This window comes from Frigoribacterium sp. CFBP 13729 (genome assembly GCF_014841875.1).
In the GTDB taxonomy this organism is placed as follows: Bacteria; Actinomycetota; Actinomycetes; order Actinomycetales; family Microbacteriaceae; genus Frigoribacterium.
Genome location: NZ_JACYUR010000001.1, coordinates 652908 through 672390, shown reverse-complemented (window position 1 = coordinate 672390; position 19483 = coordinate 652908). Strand labels below are relative to the sequence as shown.

Here is a 19483-nt window from a genome sequence, read left to right as displayed (position 1 = left end):
CGGCTCCCCGTCTCGGACGGCTACCCTTGCCCGGTGGAAACCGTCCTGCTCTACCTGCTCGGCATCGTCGTGATCGTCATCGGGCTCGCCGTCTCGATCGCGCTGCACGAGATCGGGCACCTCGTGCCGGCCAAGGCGTTCGGCGTCAAGGTCGGGCAGTACATGATCGGCTTCGGGCCGACGATCTTCTCCCGCCGCCGGGGCGAGACCGAGTACGGCGTCAAGGCGCTGCCGCTCGGCGGCTACATCTCGATGTCGGGCATGTACCCGCCGGCGCGCGAAGGCCAGAAGGGCCGGACGGCGAGCACGGGCTTCTTCCAGACCCTCGTGCAGGACGCGCGCACCGCCAGCGCCGACACGATCGACCAGGGCGACGAGCACCGCACCTTCTACCGGCTGCCCGTCTACAAGCGGGTCATCATCATGCTCGGCGGGCCGACGATGAACCTGCTCATCGCGATCGTGCTCTTCACCATCCTGCTGTGCGGCTTCGGCACGGCGCAGTCGAGCACCACCGTCGGCCTCGTCAACCAGTGCGTGCTGCCTGCCGGGTCGACCGAGACCGAGTGCCCGGCCGACGCCACGGCGGCGCCCGCGTTCGCGGCCGGCATGCAGAACGGCGACCGCATCGTGTCGATCGACGGCGTGGCGATGGCGGACGGCGACCAGGTGACGAGCGCGTTCCGAGCGGCTCCCGACCAGACCCTCAGCGTCGTGGTCGAGCGGGACGGGAGCGAGCAGACGCTCGAGGTCACCCCGGCGCTCTCCGCACGCCAGGTGATCGACTCGGCGGGCGTGCCCGTCGTGGGCGACGACGGCGCCCCGGTCACCCAGGAAGTGGGCTTCGTCGGCATCGGCTTCGCGACGGTGACGGTGCAGCAGCCGGTCACGGCCGTGCTGCCGACCGTCGGCACGAACATCGGACACGTCGCGAACGTCATCGTGCACCTGCCGCAGCGCATGGTCGCCGTCGCCCAGGCTGCGTTCGGCGGGGGAGAGCGCGACGCGAACGGCCCCGTCAGCGTCGTCGGGGTCGGCCGGATGGCGGGCGAGGTGGTCAGCCTCGACACCGTGCCGTTCATCGACCGGGCCGCGTTCCTCGTGAGCCTGCTCGCCAGCCTCAACGTCGCCCTGTTCGTCTTTAACCTCGTGCCGCTGATGCCGCTCGACGGCGGCCACGTCGCGGGCGCGCTGATCGAGGCGATCCGTCGTGGCTTCGCCAAGCTGTTCCGCCGCCCCGACCCGGGGCCCGTCGACACGGCGAAGGTCATCCCGCTCACGTTCGCGGTCGTGATCGTCCTCGGCGGCATGGGGCTGCTGCTCGCCTACGCCGACATCGTGAACCCGATCTCGCTGATCCGCTGACCCGTTCGGCAGCCGGCCCGCGGACGTCCTGACCTGCTGGCCCGCTGGGCGTCCTCGCCTCCGACATCGCGCGCCCAGCGCACGGGTCTACGATCGACGACGTGCCTGCAGTCAATCTCGGAATGCCGAAGGTCCCCGAAACCCTTGCCCCGCGACGCAAGTCGCGGCAGATCAAGGTGGGCAAGGTCCTCGTCGGAGGCGACGCTCCCGTCAGCGTCCAGTCGATGACCACCACGCCCACCACGAACATCAACGCGACCCTCCAGCAGATCGCCGAGCTCACCGCCTCGGGCTGCGACATCGTGCGCGTCGCCGTGCCCACTCGAGACGACGCGGAGACGCTGCCGATCATCGCGAAGAAGAGCCAGATCCCGGTGATCGCCGACATCCACTTCCAGCCGAACTACGTGTTCCAGGCGATCGACGCCGGCTGCGCCGCGGTGCGCGTCAACCCCGGCAACATCCGCAAGTTCGACGACCAGGTCGGCAAGATCGCCGCCGCGGCCAAGGCCGCCGGCGTCTCCATCCGCATCGGCGTGAACGCCGGGTCGCTCGAGCCCAGCATCCTGCAGAAGTACGGCAAGGCGACGCCGGAGGCGCTCGTCGAGTCCGCGGTGTGGGAGGCCTCCCTCTTCGAGGAGCACGACTTCCACGACTTCAAGATCTCGGTCAAGCACAACGACCCGGTCATCATGGTCAAGGCGTACCGGCAGCTCGCCGAGCGTGGCGACTGGCCCCTGCACCTCGGCGTGACCGAGGCTGGCCCCGAGTTCCAGGGCACCATCAAGTCGGCCACGGCCTTCGGCATCCTGCTCGGCGAGGGCATCGGCGACACCATCCGCGTGAGCCTCAGCGCGCCTCCCGCGCAGGAGGTCAAGGTCGGCCTGCAGATCCTCCAGTCGCTGAACCTGCGCGAGCGCAAGCTCGAGATCGTCAGCTGCCCCAGCTGCGGTCGTGCGCAGGTCGACGTGTACAAGCTCGCGAACGACGTCACCGACGGCCTCGAGGGCATGACGGTCCCGCTCCGCGTCGCGGTCATGGGCTGCGTCGTGAACGGGCCGGGCGAGGCCCGCGAGGCCGACCTCGGCGTCGCGTCGGGCAACGGCAAGGGCCAGATCTTCGTCAAGGGCGAGGTCATCAAGACCGTGCCCGAGTCCGAGATCGTCCAGACGCTGATCGACGAGGCCAACCGCCTCGCGGCCGAGATGCCCCCGGGCGAGGTCGGCTCGCCCCAGGTCCTCACGGTCTGAGGCTGATCGCGGGTCGGTCACCGACCCGACGGCCCCGAGGAGGCGCGGTGCAGGCTCGGGCCGCACCGCGCCTCCTCCGCGTCGCAGCCTGCCCGCCGCCTCTGACGTGCCGCGCCGACGCTCCGGGTCCCGCGGCCTCCCGCACCGTCGCCGCGCTCGTTCCCGTGCCCGCTCGCGGAGCGGGTGTGTCGCCGTGTGACGCGCCGATTGTGACCCGGCCCGCCCCGCCGGTCACGATGGAGGGACGCACGGTCGTGGTGCCGGCAGCAGCAGCCGGCGACGTGCGTCGCACCGTCTGAGAGGAACGTCATGTCCGAGGCAACACCCCTGATCGAGGCCCCCAAGAGGAAGCGCGGTCGGCTGATCGCGATCGTCGTGGCGGTCGTCGTCGTGCTCGCCGCCGTGGGCGTCGGCATCGCCGTCGCGAACCGGGGCGGCGACGCCGTGCGCATCGGGGTCGTCGGCGCGAGCGACCCGTACTGGGCCACCTTCACGCAGGCCGCCGCCGACGAGGGCATCGACGTCGAGATCGTCGACTTCGCCAACTACGAGCAGCCGAACCCGGCGCTGACCGAGGACGAGCTCGACCTGAACCAGTTCCAGCACATCGTCTACCTGGCCCAGTACGACGTGTCGGCCGACGCCGACCTCGTGCCGATCGGCTCCACGGCGATCTACCCCCTGCCCCTGTACTCGCAGGAGCACACCTCGCTCGACCAGTTCAGCAAGGGCGACACCGTCGCGGTGCCCGACGACGCGAGCAACCTCGCCCGCTCGCTGCTCGTGCTGCAGTCGAACGGCCTGATCGAGCTGAAGGACGGCGGCGACATCTTCTCCGGCCTCGACGACATCGACACCGAGGCCTCGACGGTCACGGTCTCGCCCGTCGCCGCCGACCTCGCCGCGACGTCGCTGCCGGACTTCGACGGCGCGATCATCAACAACGAGTACGCCACCAAGGCGGGGCTCTCGCCCGACACGATCATCGCCCAGGACGACCCCTCCGACCCTGCGTCGCTGCCCTACGTGAACGTCTTCGCCGCGCGTGAGGGCGACGCGGACAACGAGACGTACCAGAAGCTCGTCCAGATCTACCAGGACACGAAGGCCGTCACCGACGGCGTCGTCGAGAACTCGGGCGGCACGGCCCTCACCACGAAGGTGCCCGTCGCCGACCTGCGCGAGTCGCTCGAGCAGACGAAGGAGCTCGTGGAGCAGAACGGCTGACGCCGCCTGCCCCCGCCCGGGCCCGACCCGCTCGCCACGACGGCGTGCGGGTCGGGCCCTTCCGACCGTGACGAGGAGACCATGCCCGCCATCACCCTGACCGACGTCGTCAAGACCTACCCGCCCCGCGAGAAGGGCGCCGCACCGCTGACGGCCGTCGACGGTGTCAGCCTCGAGATCGCCGACGGCGAGATCTTCGGGATCATCGGCTACTCCGGCGCCGGCAAGAGCACGCTGGTGCGCCTGATCAACGCGCTCGAGCCGACCACGAGCGGCCGGATCGAGATCGACGGCCGTCCCGTGACCGGGCTGCGCGAGCGCGAGCTCCGCGGGGTGCGCGCCGGCATCGGCATGATCTTCCAGCAGTTCAACCTGTTCTCGTCGAAGACGGTCTGGGGCAACGTCGAGTTCCCGCTCAAGGCGGCCGGCGTGCCGAAGGCCGACCACCAGCGGCGGATCAGCGAGCTGCTGCACTTCGTCGGGCTGGCCGACAAAGCCCACGCGCGTCCCGACCAGCTGTCGGGCGGCCAGAAGCAGCGCGTCGGGATCGCCCGCGCCCTCGCGACGTCGCCGGGCGTGCTGCTCGCCGACGAGGCGACGAGCGCGCTCGACCCCGAGACCACGCAGGAGGTGCTGGCCCTGCTCCGGCGGGTCAACGCCGAGCTGGGCATCACCATCGTCGTCATCACGCACGAGATGGACGTCATCAAGTCGATCGCCGACCGCGTCGCCGTGATGGACCGTGGTCGGGTCGTCGAGATCGGACGCACCTTCGAGGTCTTCTCGGCCCCGCGCGAGGCGTCCACACGGCGCTTCGTCTCCACCGTCGTCGCCGGGTCGCCGCAGGGCGACGACCTCGCGGCTCTCCGGCGACGCCACGAGGGCCGCCTCGTGACGGTGCGCGTCTCCGAGGGCGGCGTCGACCAGCAGCAGGTCTTCGGCGTGCTCGCCCGCCACGGCGTCCGCTTCGAGATCGTCTTCGGCGGCATCGACGAGATCGGCGGGCGCACCTTCGGCACCCTGACCCTGGCCCTGACGGGCGGCGACGGCGACGTCTCGGCCGCCGTCGCCGAGCTCGGGGTCGCCGCGACCGAGCTCCCGGCCCCGCCCACGACCGAGGCCGCGCCCGACCGGCCGGCCCACGACGCGGAGGCACGCTGACCATGGACTCCCTGATCGACCTGCAGCCCCAGCTCTGGAAGGCGGCCTACGAGACCGTCTACATCGTCGCCCTGACCCTGCTCTTCGGCGGGCTCGGCGGGCTCCTCCTCGGGCTCGCCCTCTACCTCACCCGCGAGGGCGCCCTCTTCGCGAACCGCGTCGTCTTCGGCGTCCTCAACGTGGTCGTCAACGTGTTCCGGCCGATCCCGTTCATCATCTTCCTCGCGGCGGCCCAGCCCCTGGCCCGGGCCGTCGTGGGCACGGGCGTCGGCAACACGGCCATCATCTTCACGCTCTCCCTGGCGGCCTCGTTCGCGATCTCGCGGATCGTCGAGCAGAACCTGCTCACGGTGCAGCCGGGAGTCGTGGAGGCGGCCAGGGCGGCCGGTGCAGGGCCGTTCCGGATCATCGGCAGCATCGTGCTGCCCGAGGCGCTCGGCCCGCTGATCCTCGGCTACACGTTCATCTTCGTCGCGCTCGTCGACATGTCGGCGGTCGCGGGCTACGTCGGCGGCGGGGGACTCGGCGCGTTCGCCCTGCTCTACGGCTACCGGCAGTTCGACCCCGTGGTCACGTGGGGCGCGGTGCTGCTCATCATCGTGCTGGTGCAGCTCGTCCAGTTCCTGGGCAACCACCTCGCGAGGAGGGCGCTCCGGCGGTGACGTCGGACGCCTCGGTTACAGTGGGCCGGGTGACCGACACCTCGACGACGCCCCCGCCTCCCGCCGCGGTCGGCACCCCTGTCAGCCCCGCCGACCTCGAGCGTGCCGCCGGTGTCGTCGGTGCCGTGTCGCACGCGTTCTCGCGCAAGGTGGTGGGCCAGACCGGCCTCCGCGACACCCTGCTGATCGCGCTGATCACGGGCGGGCACGTGCTGCTCGAGAGCGTCCCCGGGCTGGCCAAGACGACCGCGGCGGCGACGCTCGCGCAGTCCGTCGAGGCGAGCTTCACGCGCATCCAGTGCACGCCCGACCTGCTGCCGAGCGACATCACCGGCACCCAGATCTACGACGCGCAGAAGTCGACCTTCGTGACGCAGCTCGGCCCCGTGCACTCGAACTTCGTGCTGCTCGACGAGATCAACCGCTCGAGCGCGAAGACCCAGAGCGCGATGCTCGAGGCCATGCAAGAGAGGCAGACGAGCATCGGCGGCACCGTCTACCTGCTGCCCCGGCCGTTCCTCGTGCTGGCCACGCAGAACCCGATCGAGCAAGAGGGCACGTACCAGCTGCCCGAGGCGCAGCTCGACCGGTTCCTCCTGAAAGAGGTGCTCGACTACCCGTCGCCCGCCGAGGAGGCCGAGGTCATCCGGCGCATCGAGGCCGGCGTCTACGACGAGCAGCAGGTCGATGCGCCGACCGGCGTGTCGCTCGAGGACGTCGTGTGGCTGCAGGAACTCGCCAAGCGCGTGTACGTCGACGCCTCGATCGTCAACTACATCGTCCAGCTGATCTACGTCACACGCCACCCGCAGCAGTACATCCCCGCCAGCCTCGCCGACTACGTCCAGTTCGGCGCGAGCCCGCGTGCCAGCATCGCGTTCATGCAGGCCGCGCGTGCCCTGGCCCTGCTGCACGGCCGCGACTACGTCATCCCGGAAGACGTGAAGCACCTGCGGCACGGCGTGCTGCGGCACCGCGTCATCCTCGGCTACGAGGCCACGGCCGACGACGTGGCCCCCGAGACGATCATCGACGCCGTCTTCGCCTCCGTGCAGACTCCCTGACGACCGTGGCGAGCCTCCTCCTCCGGGTGCGCACGAAGATGTCCCTGTTCGCGCACCGCCGCACCCTCGACCTGCTCGAGGGCGGCTGGGCGTCGGTCCACCACGGCCGCAGCCACGACTTCGACGACCTCCGGGCCTACGTGCCGGGCGACGAGGTGAAGGACATCGACTGGAAGGCCACCGCGCGTCACGGCGAGCCGCTGGTCAAGCGCTACGTCGCCAGCCGGAGGCGGTCGCTGGTCCTCGTCGTCGACACCGGTCGCAACATGGCCGCGACGGCCGCCAGCGGCGAGACCAAGAAAGAGATAGCGATCATGGCGGCCGGCGCCCTGGGCTACATCGCGTCCCGTCACGGCGACGTCGTCTCGCTCGTCGCCGGCGACGAGGGCGGCACCGTCGCCCTCCCCGCCGGCGCGACGGAGGCCCATCTCGAGCGCCTCCTCCGCCAGGTCGACCGTCGCGTCTCGCTCGACGCGCCCCGCAGCGACCTCCGGGGCGTCCTCGACTGGGTCGCCCGCGGCGTCCGCCGCCGGTCGATCCTCGTCGTGGTGACCGACGACGTCGTCGTCGACGCCGAGCTGGTGCGGCTCCTCCGACGGCTGCGCGCCCAGCACGAGATCGTCTGGGTCACGGTCGGCGACGCCGACCTCATGACGCGGTCCGGCCACGCCGGGGACGTCTACGACGTGCAGGAGGTCACGGCCCTCCCGGCGTACCTGCGTGAGAACGCGGCACTGCGCCGCGCCTTCGACGAGTCGTCCGAGCGGCGCGCGGACGACGCCGGGCGGCAGCTGCAGGCCCTCGGCATCAGCAGCGAGAGGCTGTCGAGCCAGGCGGCCGTGGTGCCCGGGCTCTTCACCCTGATGGAGAAGCACCGCCGTGCTTGACGACAGGGGCTTCTTCGGGCCGTACCAGTACCCGCTCTGGGTCCTGTGGCTGGTGCTCGGGCTCGTCCTCCTGGGCCTCGTCGCGGCGTGGATCGTCTTCGTGCTGCGTTTCTCGGCGCGGCGGCTGCCCCCATCGGCCCGCCGGGCGGCAGCGGCCGCGGTCGTCGACCTGCCCTCGGTCCGGCTCCGCTATCTCGGCCTGATCGACGAGGTCCAGGCCGCCTCCCGCGACGGCCGTCTCGGCGAGCGGGCGGTGCACAGCCGGCTCAGCCTCCTCCTCCGGTTCTTCGTCCACGAGACGGCGGGCGCCGACACGCACGTGATGACCCTCGCCGACCTGCGCGAGGCCGACCTGCCCCGCGTGGCCGACGCGGTCGAGCAGTGGTACCCGCCGGCCTTCGCCCAGCAGCACCCGGGCGACCCCGACCGGGCCGCCGAGACCGCGCGCGAGGTGGTGCGCTCGTGGTCCTGATCTGGTGGTGGGCCCTGCTGGCCGCCCTCGTCGTCGCCGGGCTCGGCGCCTGGCTCTGGCTCGTCCTGCGACGCCGCGAGCGCGCACGACTGCGCCGCGCCGGCACCCCCGTCGCCCACAGCGAGCGCCTGACCGAGCTGCCGGTGTACCGCCGGATCGTGGCGCGCTACCGTGCGGCGCTCGTGGGCGCCCTCGTCCTCGTGATCGCCCTCACCGGCCTCGGCGCCCTGCTCATCGCCCGGCCGGGCACGGTCCAGGTCGTCGAGCCGCCGTCCTACAAGCGCGACATCGTGCTCTGCCTCGACGTCTCGGGGTCGATGACCGAGGTCGACTCCCAGATCGTGTCGACCTTCGCCGAGCTCGCGTCGGGCCTCGACGGCGAGCGGATCGGGCTGACCCTCTTCGACAGCTCGTCCGTGCAGGCGTTCCCCCTGACCGACGACTACGACTTCGTCGCCGAGCAGCTGAGCCAGTACCGCGACTCCTTCGACAGTGCGGGCGAGGACGGCACGCGGTACTGGACGGGCACCGACCTCGGGCAGGGCGCCTCCCTGATCGGCGACGGCCTCGCCTCCTGCGCCCTCAGCTTCGACGGGGGCAGCGAGAGCACCCGGCCGAAGTCGATCGTGCTCGCGACCGACAACTACGTGAACGGCGCGGCCCTGCTGACGCTCGACGAGGCGGGGCAGCTCGCGACCGACCGCGGCATCCGGGTCTACGCGCTGAACCCCGCGGACTACTCCGACGACGCCGTGGCGGACGAGGTCGCCGGCGAGCTGCGCACCGTCGTCGAGTCGACCGGCGGCGCCTACTACGCGCTCGACGGCGCGACCACCGTGGCCGAGATCGTGCAGCAGGTCGACGACCAGGAGGCGGGCCTCTTCACCGGGACGCGCCGCCTCGTCACGACCGACGCCCCGCAGGCCGCCGTCATCGTCGCGCTCCTGCTCGCGGCGGCCTCGTTCGTCCTGCTCTGGCGGGTACGGCTGTGATCGCGGCGACGGCGGCGCTGCCCGCCGCGATCGTGCTTCAGCCCGTGCTCCCGTGGTGGCTGCTCGCCGTCCTCGGCGTCGCGCTGCTGGGCTTCGTCGGGTGGCGGGTCGTCGCCGAGCGGGGCGACCGCCGCCTCCTGCGCAGCTGGGTCCGCCGTCTCGTGGTCGTGGCGCTGCTGCTCGTCGTCGCCGTGCGTCCCGGCGTGCCCGGCGGCAGCGCCCAGGTGTCGACGGCGGCGCTCAACGTGTTCTTCGTCGTCGACACCACCTCGAGCATCGCGGCGGAGGACTGGGACGGCGACCGCCCGCGGCTCGAGGGCGTCCGGAGCGACGTCGACGCGATCGCGAGCGAGCTGGCCGGCGCCCGCTTCTCGCTCATCTCCTTCGACAGCACCGCCGTGCTCCGCACCCCGCTCACCGACGACGCGGCGGCAGTCGTGACCGCGGCCTCCGTGATGAACCAGGAGATCACCTACTACTCCAGCGGCAGCAGCATCACCGAGGCCTCCGACCTCCTGGCCGAGCGGCTGCAGGAGGCGCGCGAGGCCGACCCCGAGAGGGCGAACGTCGTCTACTACCTGGGCGACGGAGAACAGACGGCCGACGAGGCGCCCGGCTCGTTCGCGGCGGCCGCGGCGGACGTCGACGGGGGAGCGGTGCTCGGCTACGGCACGGCCGCGGGTGGGCGCATGAAGGTCTTCGACGGGTACGGCGACGCCTACAGCAGCACCGAGTACATCAAGGACAGGACGCAGCCGGGCGAGCCGGACGCCCTCTCGGTGATCGACGAGGACGCCCTCCGCACGATCGCCTCCCAGCTCGGCGTCGACTACGTGCACCGGGAGGCCGACACGGGCGTCGGGGCCGTCGTCGCCGACGCGCGCGACGGGGCGGTCGCCTCGGACGAGGGCCGTGCCGAGGCCGTCGTCGACCTGTACTGGATCGCCGCCGTCCCGCTGTTCCTGCTCGCCCTGGTCGAGATGGCCGTCGTCGCCCGCGCCCTCGCCGAGATCCGCGTCCGGCCCCGGGCCGACCGTGCACCCGGGAGGACGTCGTCGTGACCGACACCCACGCCCCGCCGCCCGTCGACGACCGCGACCGGGCGACCGCCGCGGAGCCGAGCCTCGACCAGTACCGTCGCCGGCTCCGACGCCGGATGTTCCTCTGGTCGGCCCCGGTCGTGCTCGTCGTGCTGCTCGTGGCCCTGAAGCTGCTCAGCCTCCCGCTCTTCGCGGGCCTGACGCAGCACGCCTACGACGGCCGGGCCTACGAGCGCGCCGCCTCCCTGACCGCGCCCCTCGGCGTCGCCAACGTCGTCGAGCCGTGGGTGCACCACTTCGACCGCGGCACGGCGTGGGCGAGGGTCGGGGTGCTCGACGTCGCGCGGCAGGAGCTCGTCACCGCCCTCGACCTCGCGCCCGAGGGGGACGAGACGGTCTCGTGCGTCATCCGCACTGACCTCGTGCTCGTCATCGAGGCCCAGGGCGACGCCGCGCTGCTCGAGCTGCGCTACGCCGACGCCGAGCAGCTCTACGAGCTGGGGCAGTCGACGATCGCCGAGGCTCCGGAGGGCTGCTTCCAGCCCCCGGACGACCCGCAGCAGCCCGACACGTCGCAGCCCCTCGACGACGCCCAGGGCAGGCTGGGCGACAAGCAGCAGCAGGCCGAGGGCGGCGACCAGGGCGACCCCTCGGGAGGCGACGGCTCGGATCCCGGGCAGGGCGGCGGCGAGGACGAGGGCGACGCCGGCGCGGGCGGCACCGACCCGCTCGACCAGCTGCAGCAGCAGGGCGACGAGAGCCAGCAGGAGCGCCAGCAGGACACCGACCGGGAGCGGTACTACGAGCAGGCGCCGGGGGAGTACGACGGCAAGCCCTGGTGACCGTGACCGGGTCGAGCCTCGGGGCATCCGGCCTCGGCTCCTCCGGGCACGCCCCTATGCTGGGCGGGTGTCCACGCGCCTCTCCCAGCTCTTCGTCCGCACCCTCCGTGAAGATCCCTCCGACGCGGAGGTGACCAGCCACCGCCTCCTCGTGCGGGCCGGCTACATCCGCCGCCAGGCGCCCGGCGTGTTCGCCTGGCTGCCCCTGGGCCTCCGGGTCAAGGCCAAGATCGAGGCCGTCGTCCGCGAGGAGATGACCGCCGCGGGCGCGCAGGAGGTGCACTTCCCGGCCCTTCTGCCGCGCGAGCCCTACGAGGCGACCGGTCGCTGGACCGAGTACGGCGACGGCATGTTCCGCCTCAAGGACCGCAAGGACGCCGACTACCTGCTCGCCCCCACGCACGAGGAGGCCTTCACGCTCCTCGTGAAGGACCTGTACTCGTCGTACAAGGACCTCCCGCTGACGCTGTTCCAGATCCAGGACAAGTACCGCGACGAGGCACGGCCCCGTGCCGGCCTCCTGCGCGGCCGCGAGTTCACGATGAAGGACGCCTACTCGTTCGACGCGAGCGACGCCGGGCTCGAGGCCAGCTACCAGCTGCAGCGCGACGCCTACGAGCGCATCTTCACGCGTCTCGGCCTCGAGTACGTCATCGTCCAGGCCGACGCCGGTGCGATGGGCGGCTCGCGCTCCGAGGAGTTCCTGCACCCCACCGAGGTCGGCGAGGACACCTTCGTCCGGACGGCCGGCGGCTACGCCGCGAACGTCGAGGCCTTCACCACGATCGTGCCCGAGTCGATCCCCCTCGAGGGGCTCGCCGAGCCCGTCGCCCTCGAGCCCGCCGACACCCCGACCATCGCCGGGCTCGTCGAGCAGCTGAACGACTCGCACCCGCGCGACGACGGCCGTCCGTGGACCGCCGGCGACACCCTGAAGAACGTCGTCGTCGCCCTGACCCACCTGGACGGCACCCGCGAGGTCGTCGTCGTCGGGCTCCCCGGCGACCGCGACGTCGACATGAAGCGCCTCGAGGTCGCCTTCGCCCCGGCCGAGGTCGAGGCCGCCGGCGACGCCGACTTCGCGCGGCACCCCGTGCTCGTCAAGGGCTACCTCGGGCCGCAGGTGCTCGGCAGCGAGTCCGAGTCGGGCATCCGCTACGTCGTCGACCCGCGGGTCGTCGAGGGGTCGGCCTGGGTCACGGGTGCGAACGCCCCCCGCCTGCACGTCTCCGGTCTCGTCGCCGGTCGCGACTTCGTCGCCGACGCCGTCATCGAGGCCGCGCAGGTCCGCGAGGGCGACCCGGCCCCCGACGGCTCCGGCCCGATCGAGACCGCCCGCGGCATGGAGATCGGCCACGTCTTCCAGCTCGGCCGCAAGTACGCCGAGGCCCTCGGCCTCAAGGTGCTGGACGAGAACGGCAAGCAGGTGACCGTCACGATGGGCTCGTACGGCATCGGCGTGACGCGCATCCTCGCGGTGATCGCCGAGGCGAACAACGACGCCAAGGGCCTCGTCTGGCCCGCGAACGTCGCGCCGTTCGACGTGCACGTCGTCGCGACGGGCAAGGACCCGGTCGTCTTCGAGGTCGCCGAGGCGCTCACCGCCGAGCTCGAGGCGCACCGCCTCGACGTGCTCTACGACGACCGCCCCAAGGTCTCGCCCGGGGTCAAGTTCGGCGACGCCGAGCTGCTCGGCGTGCCGCAGATCGTCGTGGTCGGGCGCTCCGCCGGCGAGGGCATCGTCGAGCTGTGGGACCGCCGCACGGGCGAGCGCACGCCCGTCCCGGTGGCCGAGGCCGTCGCGGCCCTGTCGGCTCCGCGCGCCTCCTGACGTCGTCGGCCCGCGCCTCCTCGTGTCCCCTCGGACGCAGGAGGCGGGGGCCGCGTCCGGTGCTCCGCCCCCGTCGCACTCGGGTACCGTAGGGGGATGCTGTGCGCGCCACCGTGCGCGCAGCCTGAAGATCTGAACAGTGGAGGCCCTCAGTGGACATCGACCTGAGCGTGCTGCGTCTCATGGAACGCGAGCGCGAGATCCCCTTCGAGGAACTCGTGGGCATCATCGAGCAGGCCATCCTCACGGCCTACCTCAAGCACACCGACCAGCCCGAGAGCCGCGTCCCGGCGGCCCGGGTCGAGCTCGACCGCAAGACCGGGCACGTGTCCGTCTTCGCCATCGAGCGCGATGAAGAAGGCGAGGTCGTCGGCGAGTCCGTCGACAGCCCCAGCGACTTCGGCCGCATCGCCGCCTTCGCGGCCAAGCAGGTGATCAACCAGCGCCTGCGCGACATCGGCGACGACAAGGTCCTCGGCCAGTTCAAGGGGCGTGAGGGCGACATCGTCGCCGGCGTCATCCAGCAGGGACCGAACCCCCGCATGGTGCACGTCGACCTCGGCACGATCGAGGCCATCCTGCCCCCCGAGGAGCAGGTGCCCGGCGAGAAGTACGACCACGGCACGCGCATCCGCGTCTATGTGACGGGCGTCAGCAAGGGCACGAAGGGGCCGCAGATCACCGTCTCGCGGACGCACCCCTCGCTCGTCCGCAAGCTCTTCGCGCTCGAGGTCCCCGAGATCGCCAGCGGCGTCGTCGAGATCGTCTCCCTGGCCCGTGAGGCCGGGCACCGCACCAAGATCGCGGTGCGCGCGACCGAGCCCGGCGTCAACGCCAAGGGTGCCTGCATCGGCGAGATGGGCGCGCGCGTCCGCGCCGTCCAGACCGAGCTGGGCGACGAGAAGATCGACATCGTCGACTACTCGAGCGACCTGCCCGTCTTCGTCGCCAGCGCGCTGTCGCCGGCCAAGGTGTCGTCGGCCTTCGTCATCGACCAGGCGACGAAGGCCGTCCGGGCCCTGGTGCCCGACTACCAGCTCTCGCTCGCCATCGGCAAGGAGGGGCAGAACGCCCGTCTCGCCGCGAAGCTCACGGGCGCGCGCATCGACATCCAGCCCGACTCGATCCTCGAGGACTAGGTCTGGATGTCGATGCGCGCGCCGGGTCGACGACGCGCCAGCGTCGGCGGCCCGGTCCTGTGCCTGACCCATCCAGCCCGATTCGATCCTCGAGGACGACTGACCGGTCGGGATGCCGGGGGCGGGCGGTGCACCACGCCGTTCGCCCCCGACGTCTCCCGTCCGCCCACCCGAGGGGGTAGAGTGGTACCCGTAAGAACGTGCATCGGTACTCGAGCGCGCGCTCCACGGTCCTCACTCGTGAGGGTCGTCGCCCGTGACGGACGCCTGGTGGTCGACGAGACCGCCACGCTGCCCGGGCGGGGCGCGTGGTTGACGCCTTCGATGGACGCGTTCGAGTCGGCAGTGAAACGCAGGGCCTTCCGCCGTGCGCTCCGCCTCGACTCCGAGCCCGACACCGAGCAGCTCCGCGACCACCTGATGCGGCTGCAGACCGATGTGCACACCCCGAGTTCCACCACGACCACTGGCCACGACAGAACAGGCTGACAGGCACATGGACAACTAATGAGCGGCTCGAAATGAGACCCGTCCAGAACTGACGGCTCCCTCCTGACCGGGAAGGGGCCCGAGACAGGAGAACTGTGGCTAAACCACGCGTACACGAGATCGCCAGCGAGCTGGGGATCGACAGCAAGACAGCACTAGAGAAGCTCAAGGAGATGGGCGAGTTCGTCAAGGGACCGTCCTCCAGCGTCGAGCCCCCCGTGGCCCGCAAGCTGCGCCAGGCGTTCGCCGGCGCCGCTGCCGCGCCCAAGGCCGGCGCCGCACCTGCCGCGAGCCCGAAGGCGTCGGCTCCCGCCGCCTCCTCCGCACCGAAGCCCGGCGGGCCCCGTCCTGCCGCACCCAAGCCTCCCGTCGCCGAGCAGCCCGCTGCTCCCGTCGAGGCCCCGGCTGCCGCTGACGACACGGAGGCGGCACCTGCCCCCGTCGCGCCGCTCACCGTCGCCGAGCGCCAGGCCAAGGCCGAGGCCGAGCGTGCCGCGGCCGCGGCCGCCAAGGAGTCGGGCACGGCTCCCGCCGAGTCCGACGCTCCCGCCGAGGCCGGCGCGTCCGCGCCGAAGCCCGGCGGTCCCCGTCCCGGCGCCCCCCGCCCCGGCAACAACCCCTTCGCCAGCAACCAGGGCATGGGCCGCCCGAGCGCGCCCCGTCCCGGCGGCTCCGGCGCCGCGACCAGCATGCCCCGCCCCGGCGGAGCAGCAGGGCCGCGCCCGATGGCTCCCCGTCCCGGCGCTCCTCGTCCGGGCGCTCCGCGTCCCGGCGTCGGCGCCAGCCCCCGCCCCAACGGCTTCGGCCAACGCCCCGCGGGTGCCGGCGGTCGTCCCGGCGGTGCCGGCGGCGGCTTCCAGCGTCCCGGCGGCGGTGCTCCCGGCGCGGCCGGCGGCTTCCGTCCCGGCTTCGGCGCTCCCCGCCCTGCGGGCGGCGGCGGCGGTGGCCGTGGTCGCGGCCCCGGCGGCGGCACGGCCGGCGCGTTCGGTCGCGGCGGCGGCAAGAGCAAGGCACGCAAGTCGAAGCGGACCAAGAGGGCCGAGTTCGAGATGCGCTCCGCCCCGTCGCTGGGCGGCGTCAGCGTCCCCCGCGGCGACGGCAGCACGATCGTCCGCCTGCGTCGCGGCGCGTCCATCAGCGACTTCGCCGACAAGATCGACGCCAGCCCCGGCAACCTGGTGACCGTCCTCTTCCACCTGGGAGAGATGGCGACCGCCACGGAGTCGCTCGACGACGCCACGTTCCAGGTCCTGGGCGAGGAGCTCGGCTACCGCATCCTCGTCGTCTCTCCCGAGGACGAGGACAAGGAGCTGCTCGAGGGCTTCGACATCGACCTCGAGCAGGAGCTCGAGGACGAGGACGAGGCCGTGCTGCAGGTCCGTCCGCCCGTCGTCACGGTCATGGGCCACGTCGACCACGGAAAGACCCGACTGCTCGACGCCATCCGCAACGCCAACGTCGTCGCCGGCGAGGCGGGCGGCATCACGCAGCACATCGGTGCCTACCAGGTCTGGGCGCCCCACGAGGGCGTCGAGCGCGCCATCACCTTCATCGACACCCCGGGCCACGAGGCGTTCACCGCCATGCGTGCCCGTGGTGCGCAGGTCACCGACATCGCGATCCTCGTGGTCGCGGCGGACGACGGGATCATGCCGCAGACGGTCGAGGCGCTGAACCACGCCCAGGCTGCCAACGTGCCGATCGTCGTCGCGGTCAACAAGATCGACAAGGAGGGCGCGAACCCGGCCAAGGTGCGTCAGCAGCTGACCGAGTACGGCCTCGTCGCCGAGGAGTACGGCGGAGACGTGATGTTCGTCGACGTGTCCGCACGCGACAACAAGAACATCGACGCGCTCCTCGAGGCCGTCCTCCTCACGGCCGACGCCGGTCTCGACCTGCGGGCGAACCCGGACAAGGACGCTCGTGGAGTCGCCATCGAGGCACGCCTCGACAAGGGCCGCGGCGCCGTCGCGACCGTGCTCATCCAGTCGGGCACCCTGCGGGTGGGCGACGCGATCGTCGCGGGAACGGCCTACGGCCGAGTCCGCGCGATGATGGACGAGAACGGCGACACCGTCGACGAGGCCTTCCCGAGCCGTCCCGTGCTCGTGCAGGGGCTCTCGAGCGTTCCCCGTGCCGGCGACACCTTCCTCGTCACCGAGGAGGACCGCACGGCCCGTCAGATCGCCGAGAAGCGCGAGGCCGTCGAGCGCAACGCGTCGCTGGCCAAGGCCCGCAAGCGCATCTCGCTCGAGGACTTCACCCGTGCTCTCGAAGAGGGCAAGGTCGAGGCGCTCAACATCATCATCAAGGGCGACGTGTCGGGTGCCGTCGAGGCGCTCGAGGAGTCGTTGCTCAAGATCGAGGTGGACGACAGCGTGCAGCTGCGCATCATCCACCGCGGTGTGGGCGCCGTCACCGAGAGCGACGTCAACCTGGCGACCGTCGACAACGCGGTCATCATCGGGTTCAACGTCCGACCGGACACGAAGGCCCGCGAGCGTGCTGCCCGAGAGGGCGTCGACGTGCGCTTCTACTCGGTCATCTACGCCGCGCTCGAGGACATCGAGAACTCGCTCACGGGCATGCTCAAGCCCGAGTTCGAGGAGAAGCAGTCCGGTGTCGCCGAGATCCGCGAGATCTTCCGCTCGTCGAAGGTCGGCAACATCGCCGGTGTCATCGTGCGGTCGGGAACGATCACGCGGAACGCCCGTGCCCGTGTCATCCGCGAAGGCGTGGTGGTCGGCGACAACCTCGCCATCGACTCGCTGCGTCGCTTCAAGGACGACGTCACCGAGGTGCGGACGGACTTCGAGGCCGGCATCGGCCTCGGCAAGTTCAACGACATCCAGATCGGCGACGAGATCGAGACCATCGAGATGGTCGAGAAGCCGCGGGGCTGACGCCCGGCGACGCATCGTCAGAGGCCCCGCCACGACCACGGTCGGGGCGGGGCCTCACCCCTCTCGCCTGCGGGCGAACAGCAGAAGGAGCAAGGAATGGTCGACGCACAGCGCGCCCGCAAGATGGCCGACCGCATCCACGAGATCGTAGCGCGGCGGCTCGAGCGCGGCATCAAGGACCCGCGCCTCGGGTTCGTCACCATCACCGACGTCAAGGTGACGGGCGACCTGCAGCACGCGTCCGTGTTCTACACGGTCTACGGCACCGACGAGGAGCGCAGCGACACCGGCGCCGCCCTCAAGTCCGCCACCGGCATGCTGCGCAGCGAGGTGGGCAAGAACATCACGGCCCGACTGACCCCGAGCCTCGAGTTCATCCTCGACGCCCTGCCCGAGAACGCGGCGTCCATCGACCGCCTCCTGCAGGAGGCGCGCCAGCGCGACCAGGACAGCCAGACCGTCGCGGCCACGGCCGAGTACGCCGGCGACGCCGACCCCTACGTCAAGCCCCGCGACGAGGACGACTTCGACGACGAGGACGACGACCTCGACGACGACGAGGTCGTGCCCGTCGTCGACGAGGCCGACGTCGAGTCGGGCGCCGTCGACGACGGCACGGTGGAGCCGGACGGCTCGACCCGCTGAGCTGGCCCTGCCGCCTAGCTCGGCAGCGACCAGCCCTCGTCGGCCGATCCCGTGACCAGCCCGTCACGGAGGAGGCCGGCGAGGGCTCTGTCGCGCTGCTCCGCGTCGGGCCACACGCGGGCCACCTCGTCGCCCGTGACCGGCACGTCGCTCGCCCGGAGCTCGGCCATGACCAGCCCGCGCACCTGGCGGTCGGACCCGGCGAAGGCGGCCTGGCGGCGCAGGGGAGGGCCGGCGTGCTCCGGCCGGCCGGCCAGCACCCACGCGCACTGCGCGACCAGCGGGCACTCGTCGCAGCGCGGCGACCGCGCGGTGCAGACGAGCGCGCCGAGCTCCATCACCGCGGCGCTGGTCACCCGGGCCTCGGCGACGTCTGTCGGGAGCTGCGACTCCATCGCCGGCAGGTCGCGGCGCGCGTTCGGCGCCCAGGGCTCGGCCAGGCCCTCGACGGCGCGCGCGAGCACCCGGCGCACGTTCGTGTCGACGACCGGGTGCCGGTGGCCGTAGGCGAACACCGCCACGGCCCGGGCGGTGTAGTCGCCCACGCCCGGCAGGGCCAGCAGCTCCGGCACGGTCTCGGGCACGACGCCGCCGTGCCGCTCGGTGATGACGACGGAGGCGGCGTGCAGGGCGAGCGCGCGGCGCGGGTACCCGAGGCGGTCCCACGCGCGCACCGCCTCCGAGGCGGGGGAGGTCGCGAGGTCCGCCGGCGTCGGCCAGCGCTCCAGCCACTGCTCCAGCCGGGGGACGACCCGCACGACCGGTGTCTGCTGCAGCATGACCTCGCTGACGAGGGTGCCCCAGGCGGTGAAGCCCGGGCGGCGCCAGGGCAGGTCGCGCCCGTGCTCGCGGAACCACGACGAGACGGCGGGGGCGATGGTCACGGGACGATCCTACGGGCGCTCGGACCGCTGTAGGCGGCCCGGCCTAGGGTGACCGCATGACGACTCGTTGGGCCCCCGCCAAGAAGGACACGCTGCGCGCTCTCGCGACCGAGATCCTGCACAACTACTCGAGGGGCCGGGCGTTCGTCGCCGTCGACGGCCCCGCGGGTGCCGGTCAGTCGGCCTTCGCCGACGACCTCGCGGCCGCTCTCGTCGAGGCGGGCCACGCGGCCTTCCGGGCGTCGGTCGCCGACTTCGGCAGGCCCCGGGGCGAGGGAGGCGCGGTGGCGGACGGCGAGCCCGCCCCGGTCGACGGGGCGCTCCTGCGCCGCGTCCTCGTGGAGCCGTTCCGGCTGGGTGGCAGCACCGCGTGGGTACCGGCGGCGTTCGACAGCGCCTCGCAGCGCGAGGTCGAGCCGCGCTGGGTGACGGGCCCCGACGACGCCCTCCTCGTCGTCGACGGCGAGGCGCTCGGGCGCCCCGAGCTCGCCGGGCTCTGGAACTACACGGTCTGGGTCACGCCGGGCGGCGGCCGCGGCGGCCTGCGGGCCGTCGCCACGGCCGTGGTCGACGTCGCCGACCCCGAGCACCCGCGCCGCGTGTTCGACGACGCGTGCTGAGCGTCGGCCC

Annotated in this window: 18 protein-coding genes; 17 read left to right on the top strand and 1 reads right to left on the bottom strand. The window is 72.2% G+C overall.

Features of this window, described 5'->3' with window-relative positions:
- Positions 1–33 precede the first annotated feature (33 nt).
- The 16 genes from IFT77_RS02985 to rbfA all read left to right on the top strand — a co-directional run bounded on the left by IFT77_RS02985 (position 34) and on the right by rbfA (position 17969).
- Positions 34–1365 (top strand): site-2 protease family protein, encoded by a 1332-nt coding sequence (locus tag IFT77_RS02985; protein ID WP_192041884.1) that lies wholly within the window; start codon positions 34–36, stop codon positions 1363–1365.
- A 101-nt stretch (positions 1366–1466) separates the two neighbouring features.
- Positions 1467–2615: a flavodoxin-dependent (E)-4-hydroxy-3-methylbut-2-enyl-diphosphate synthase gene (gene ispG, locus IFT77_RS02980; RefSeq protein WP_192041883.1), complete on the top strand. Its 1149-nt coding sequence runs from the start codon at positions 1467–1469 to the stop codon at positions 2613–2615.
- Positions 2616–2924: 309 nt separating this feature from the next.
- A complete protein-coding gene (locus IFT77_RS02975; RefSeq protein ID WP_192169172.1) occupies positions 2925–3842 on the top strand; it encodes a MetQ/NlpA family ABC transporter substrate-binding protein in 918 nt (305 codons plus the stop codon).
- 81 nt (positions 3843–3923) lie between these two features.
- Positions 3924–5003, top strand: a complete 1080-nt coding sequence (locus IFT77_RS02970; RefSeq protein ID WP_192041881.1) for a methionine ABC transporter ATP-binding protein — start codon at positions 3924–3926, stop codon at positions 5001–5003.
- A 2-nt stretch (positions 5004–5005) separates the two neighbouring features.
- On the top strand, positions 5006–5665 hold the full coding sequence (locus IFT77_RS02965) for a methionine ABC transporter permease (protein WP_123546270.1): 660 nt from the start codon (positions 5006–5008) through the stop codon (positions 5663–5665).
- A 29-nt stretch (positions 5666–5694) separates the two neighbouring features.
- On the top strand, positions 5695–6729 hold the full coding sequence (locus IFT77_RS02960) for an AAA family ATPase (protein ID WP_192169171.1): 1035 nt from the start codon (positions 5695–5697) through the stop codon (positions 6727–6729).
- A 5-nt stretch (positions 6730–6734) separates the two neighbouring features.
- The gene (locus IFT77_RS02955) at positions 6735–7616 is read left to right on the top strand and encodes a DUF58 domain-containing protein (RefSeq protein WP_192041879.1); all 882 of its coding nucleotides are present in this window, start codon (positions 6735–6737) and stop codon (positions 7614–7616) included.
- Entirely contained in the window at positions 7609–8088 is a 480-nt protein-coding gene (locus IFT77_RS02950) for a hypothetical protein (protein ID WP_192169170.1), read from the top strand. The genes IFT77_RS02955 and IFT77_RS02950 overlap by 8 nt, the downstream gene beginning before the upstream one ends.
- Positions 8079–9080: a VWA domain-containing protein gene (locus IFT77_RS02945; RefSeq protein ID WP_192041877.1), complete on the top strand. Its 1002-nt coding sequence runs from the start codon at positions 8079–8081 to the stop codon at positions 9078–9080. Before IFT77_RS02950 ends, IFT77_RS02945 begins: the two co-directional genes overlap by 10 nt.
- Complete coding sequence (locus IFT77_RS02940; protein ID WP_371740905.1) at positions 9077–10141, top strand: VWA domain-containing protein; 1065 nt, start codon at positions 9077–9079, stop codon at positions 10139–10141. The genes IFT77_RS02945 and IFT77_RS02940 overlap by 4 nt, the downstream gene beginning before the upstream one ends.
- The gene (locus IFT77_RS16670) at positions 10138–10962 is read left to right on the top strand and encodes a hypothetical protein (RefSeq protein ID WP_192169169.1); all 825 of its coding nucleotides are present in this window, start codon (positions 10138–10140) and stop codon (positions 10960–10962) included. The genes IFT77_RS02940 and IFT77_RS16670 overlap by 4 nt, the downstream gene beginning before the upstream one ends.
- Positions 10963–11029: 67 nt before the next feature.
- Positions 11030–12793 carry a proline--tRNA ligase gene (locus IFT77_RS02930; protein WP_192041875.1) on the top strand — a complete coding sequence of 588 codons (1764 nt, stop codon included), beginning with the start codon at positions 11030–11032 and terminating at the stop codon, positions 12791–12793.
- Positions 12794–12945: 152 nt separating this feature from the next.
- Positions 12946–13932, top strand: coding sequence for a transcription termination factor NusA (nusA, locus tag IFT77_RS02925; RefSeq protein ID WP_192041874.1), 987 nt, complete (start codon positions 12946–12948; stop codon positions 13930–13932).
- Positions 13933–13938: 6 nt separating this feature from the next.
- Entirely contained in the window at positions 13939–14421 is a 483-nt protein-coding gene (locus IFT77_RS02920) for a YlxR family protein (protein ID WP_371740904.1), read from the top strand.
- Positions 14422–14516: 95 nt separating this feature from the next.
- Positions 14517–17324: a translation initiation factor IF-2 gene (gene infB / locus IFT77_RS02915; protein WP_192041873.1), complete on the top strand. Its 2808-nt coding sequence runs from the start codon at positions 14517–14519 to the stop codon at positions 17322–17324.
- Between the two features lie 96 nt (positions 17325–17420).
- Positions 17421–17969 (top strand): 30S ribosome-binding factor RbfA, encoded by a 549-nt coding sequence (gene rbfA, locus IFT77_RS02910; protein WP_192041872.1) that lies wholly within the window; start codon positions 17421–17423, stop codon positions 17967–17969.
- Between the two features lie 14 nt (positions 17970–17983).
- On the opposite strand, the gene IFT77_RS02905 is transcribed toward rbfA, so the two are convergent.
- Positions 17984–18853 (bottom strand): A/G-specific adenine glycosylase, encoded by an 870-nt coding sequence (locus IFT77_RS02905; protein WP_192041871.1) that lies wholly within the window; start codon positions 18851–18853, stop codon positions 17984–17986.
- A 56-nt stretch (positions 18854–18909) separates the two neighbouring features.
- On the opposite strand from IFT77_RS02905, the gene IFT77_RS02900 reads away from it, so the two are divergent.
- A complete protein-coding gene (locus IFT77_RS02900) occupies positions 18910–19473 on the top strand; it encodes a hypothetical protein (RefSeq protein WP_192041870.1) in 564 nt (187 codons plus the stop codon).
- Positions 19474–19483 lie beyond the last annotated feature (10 nt).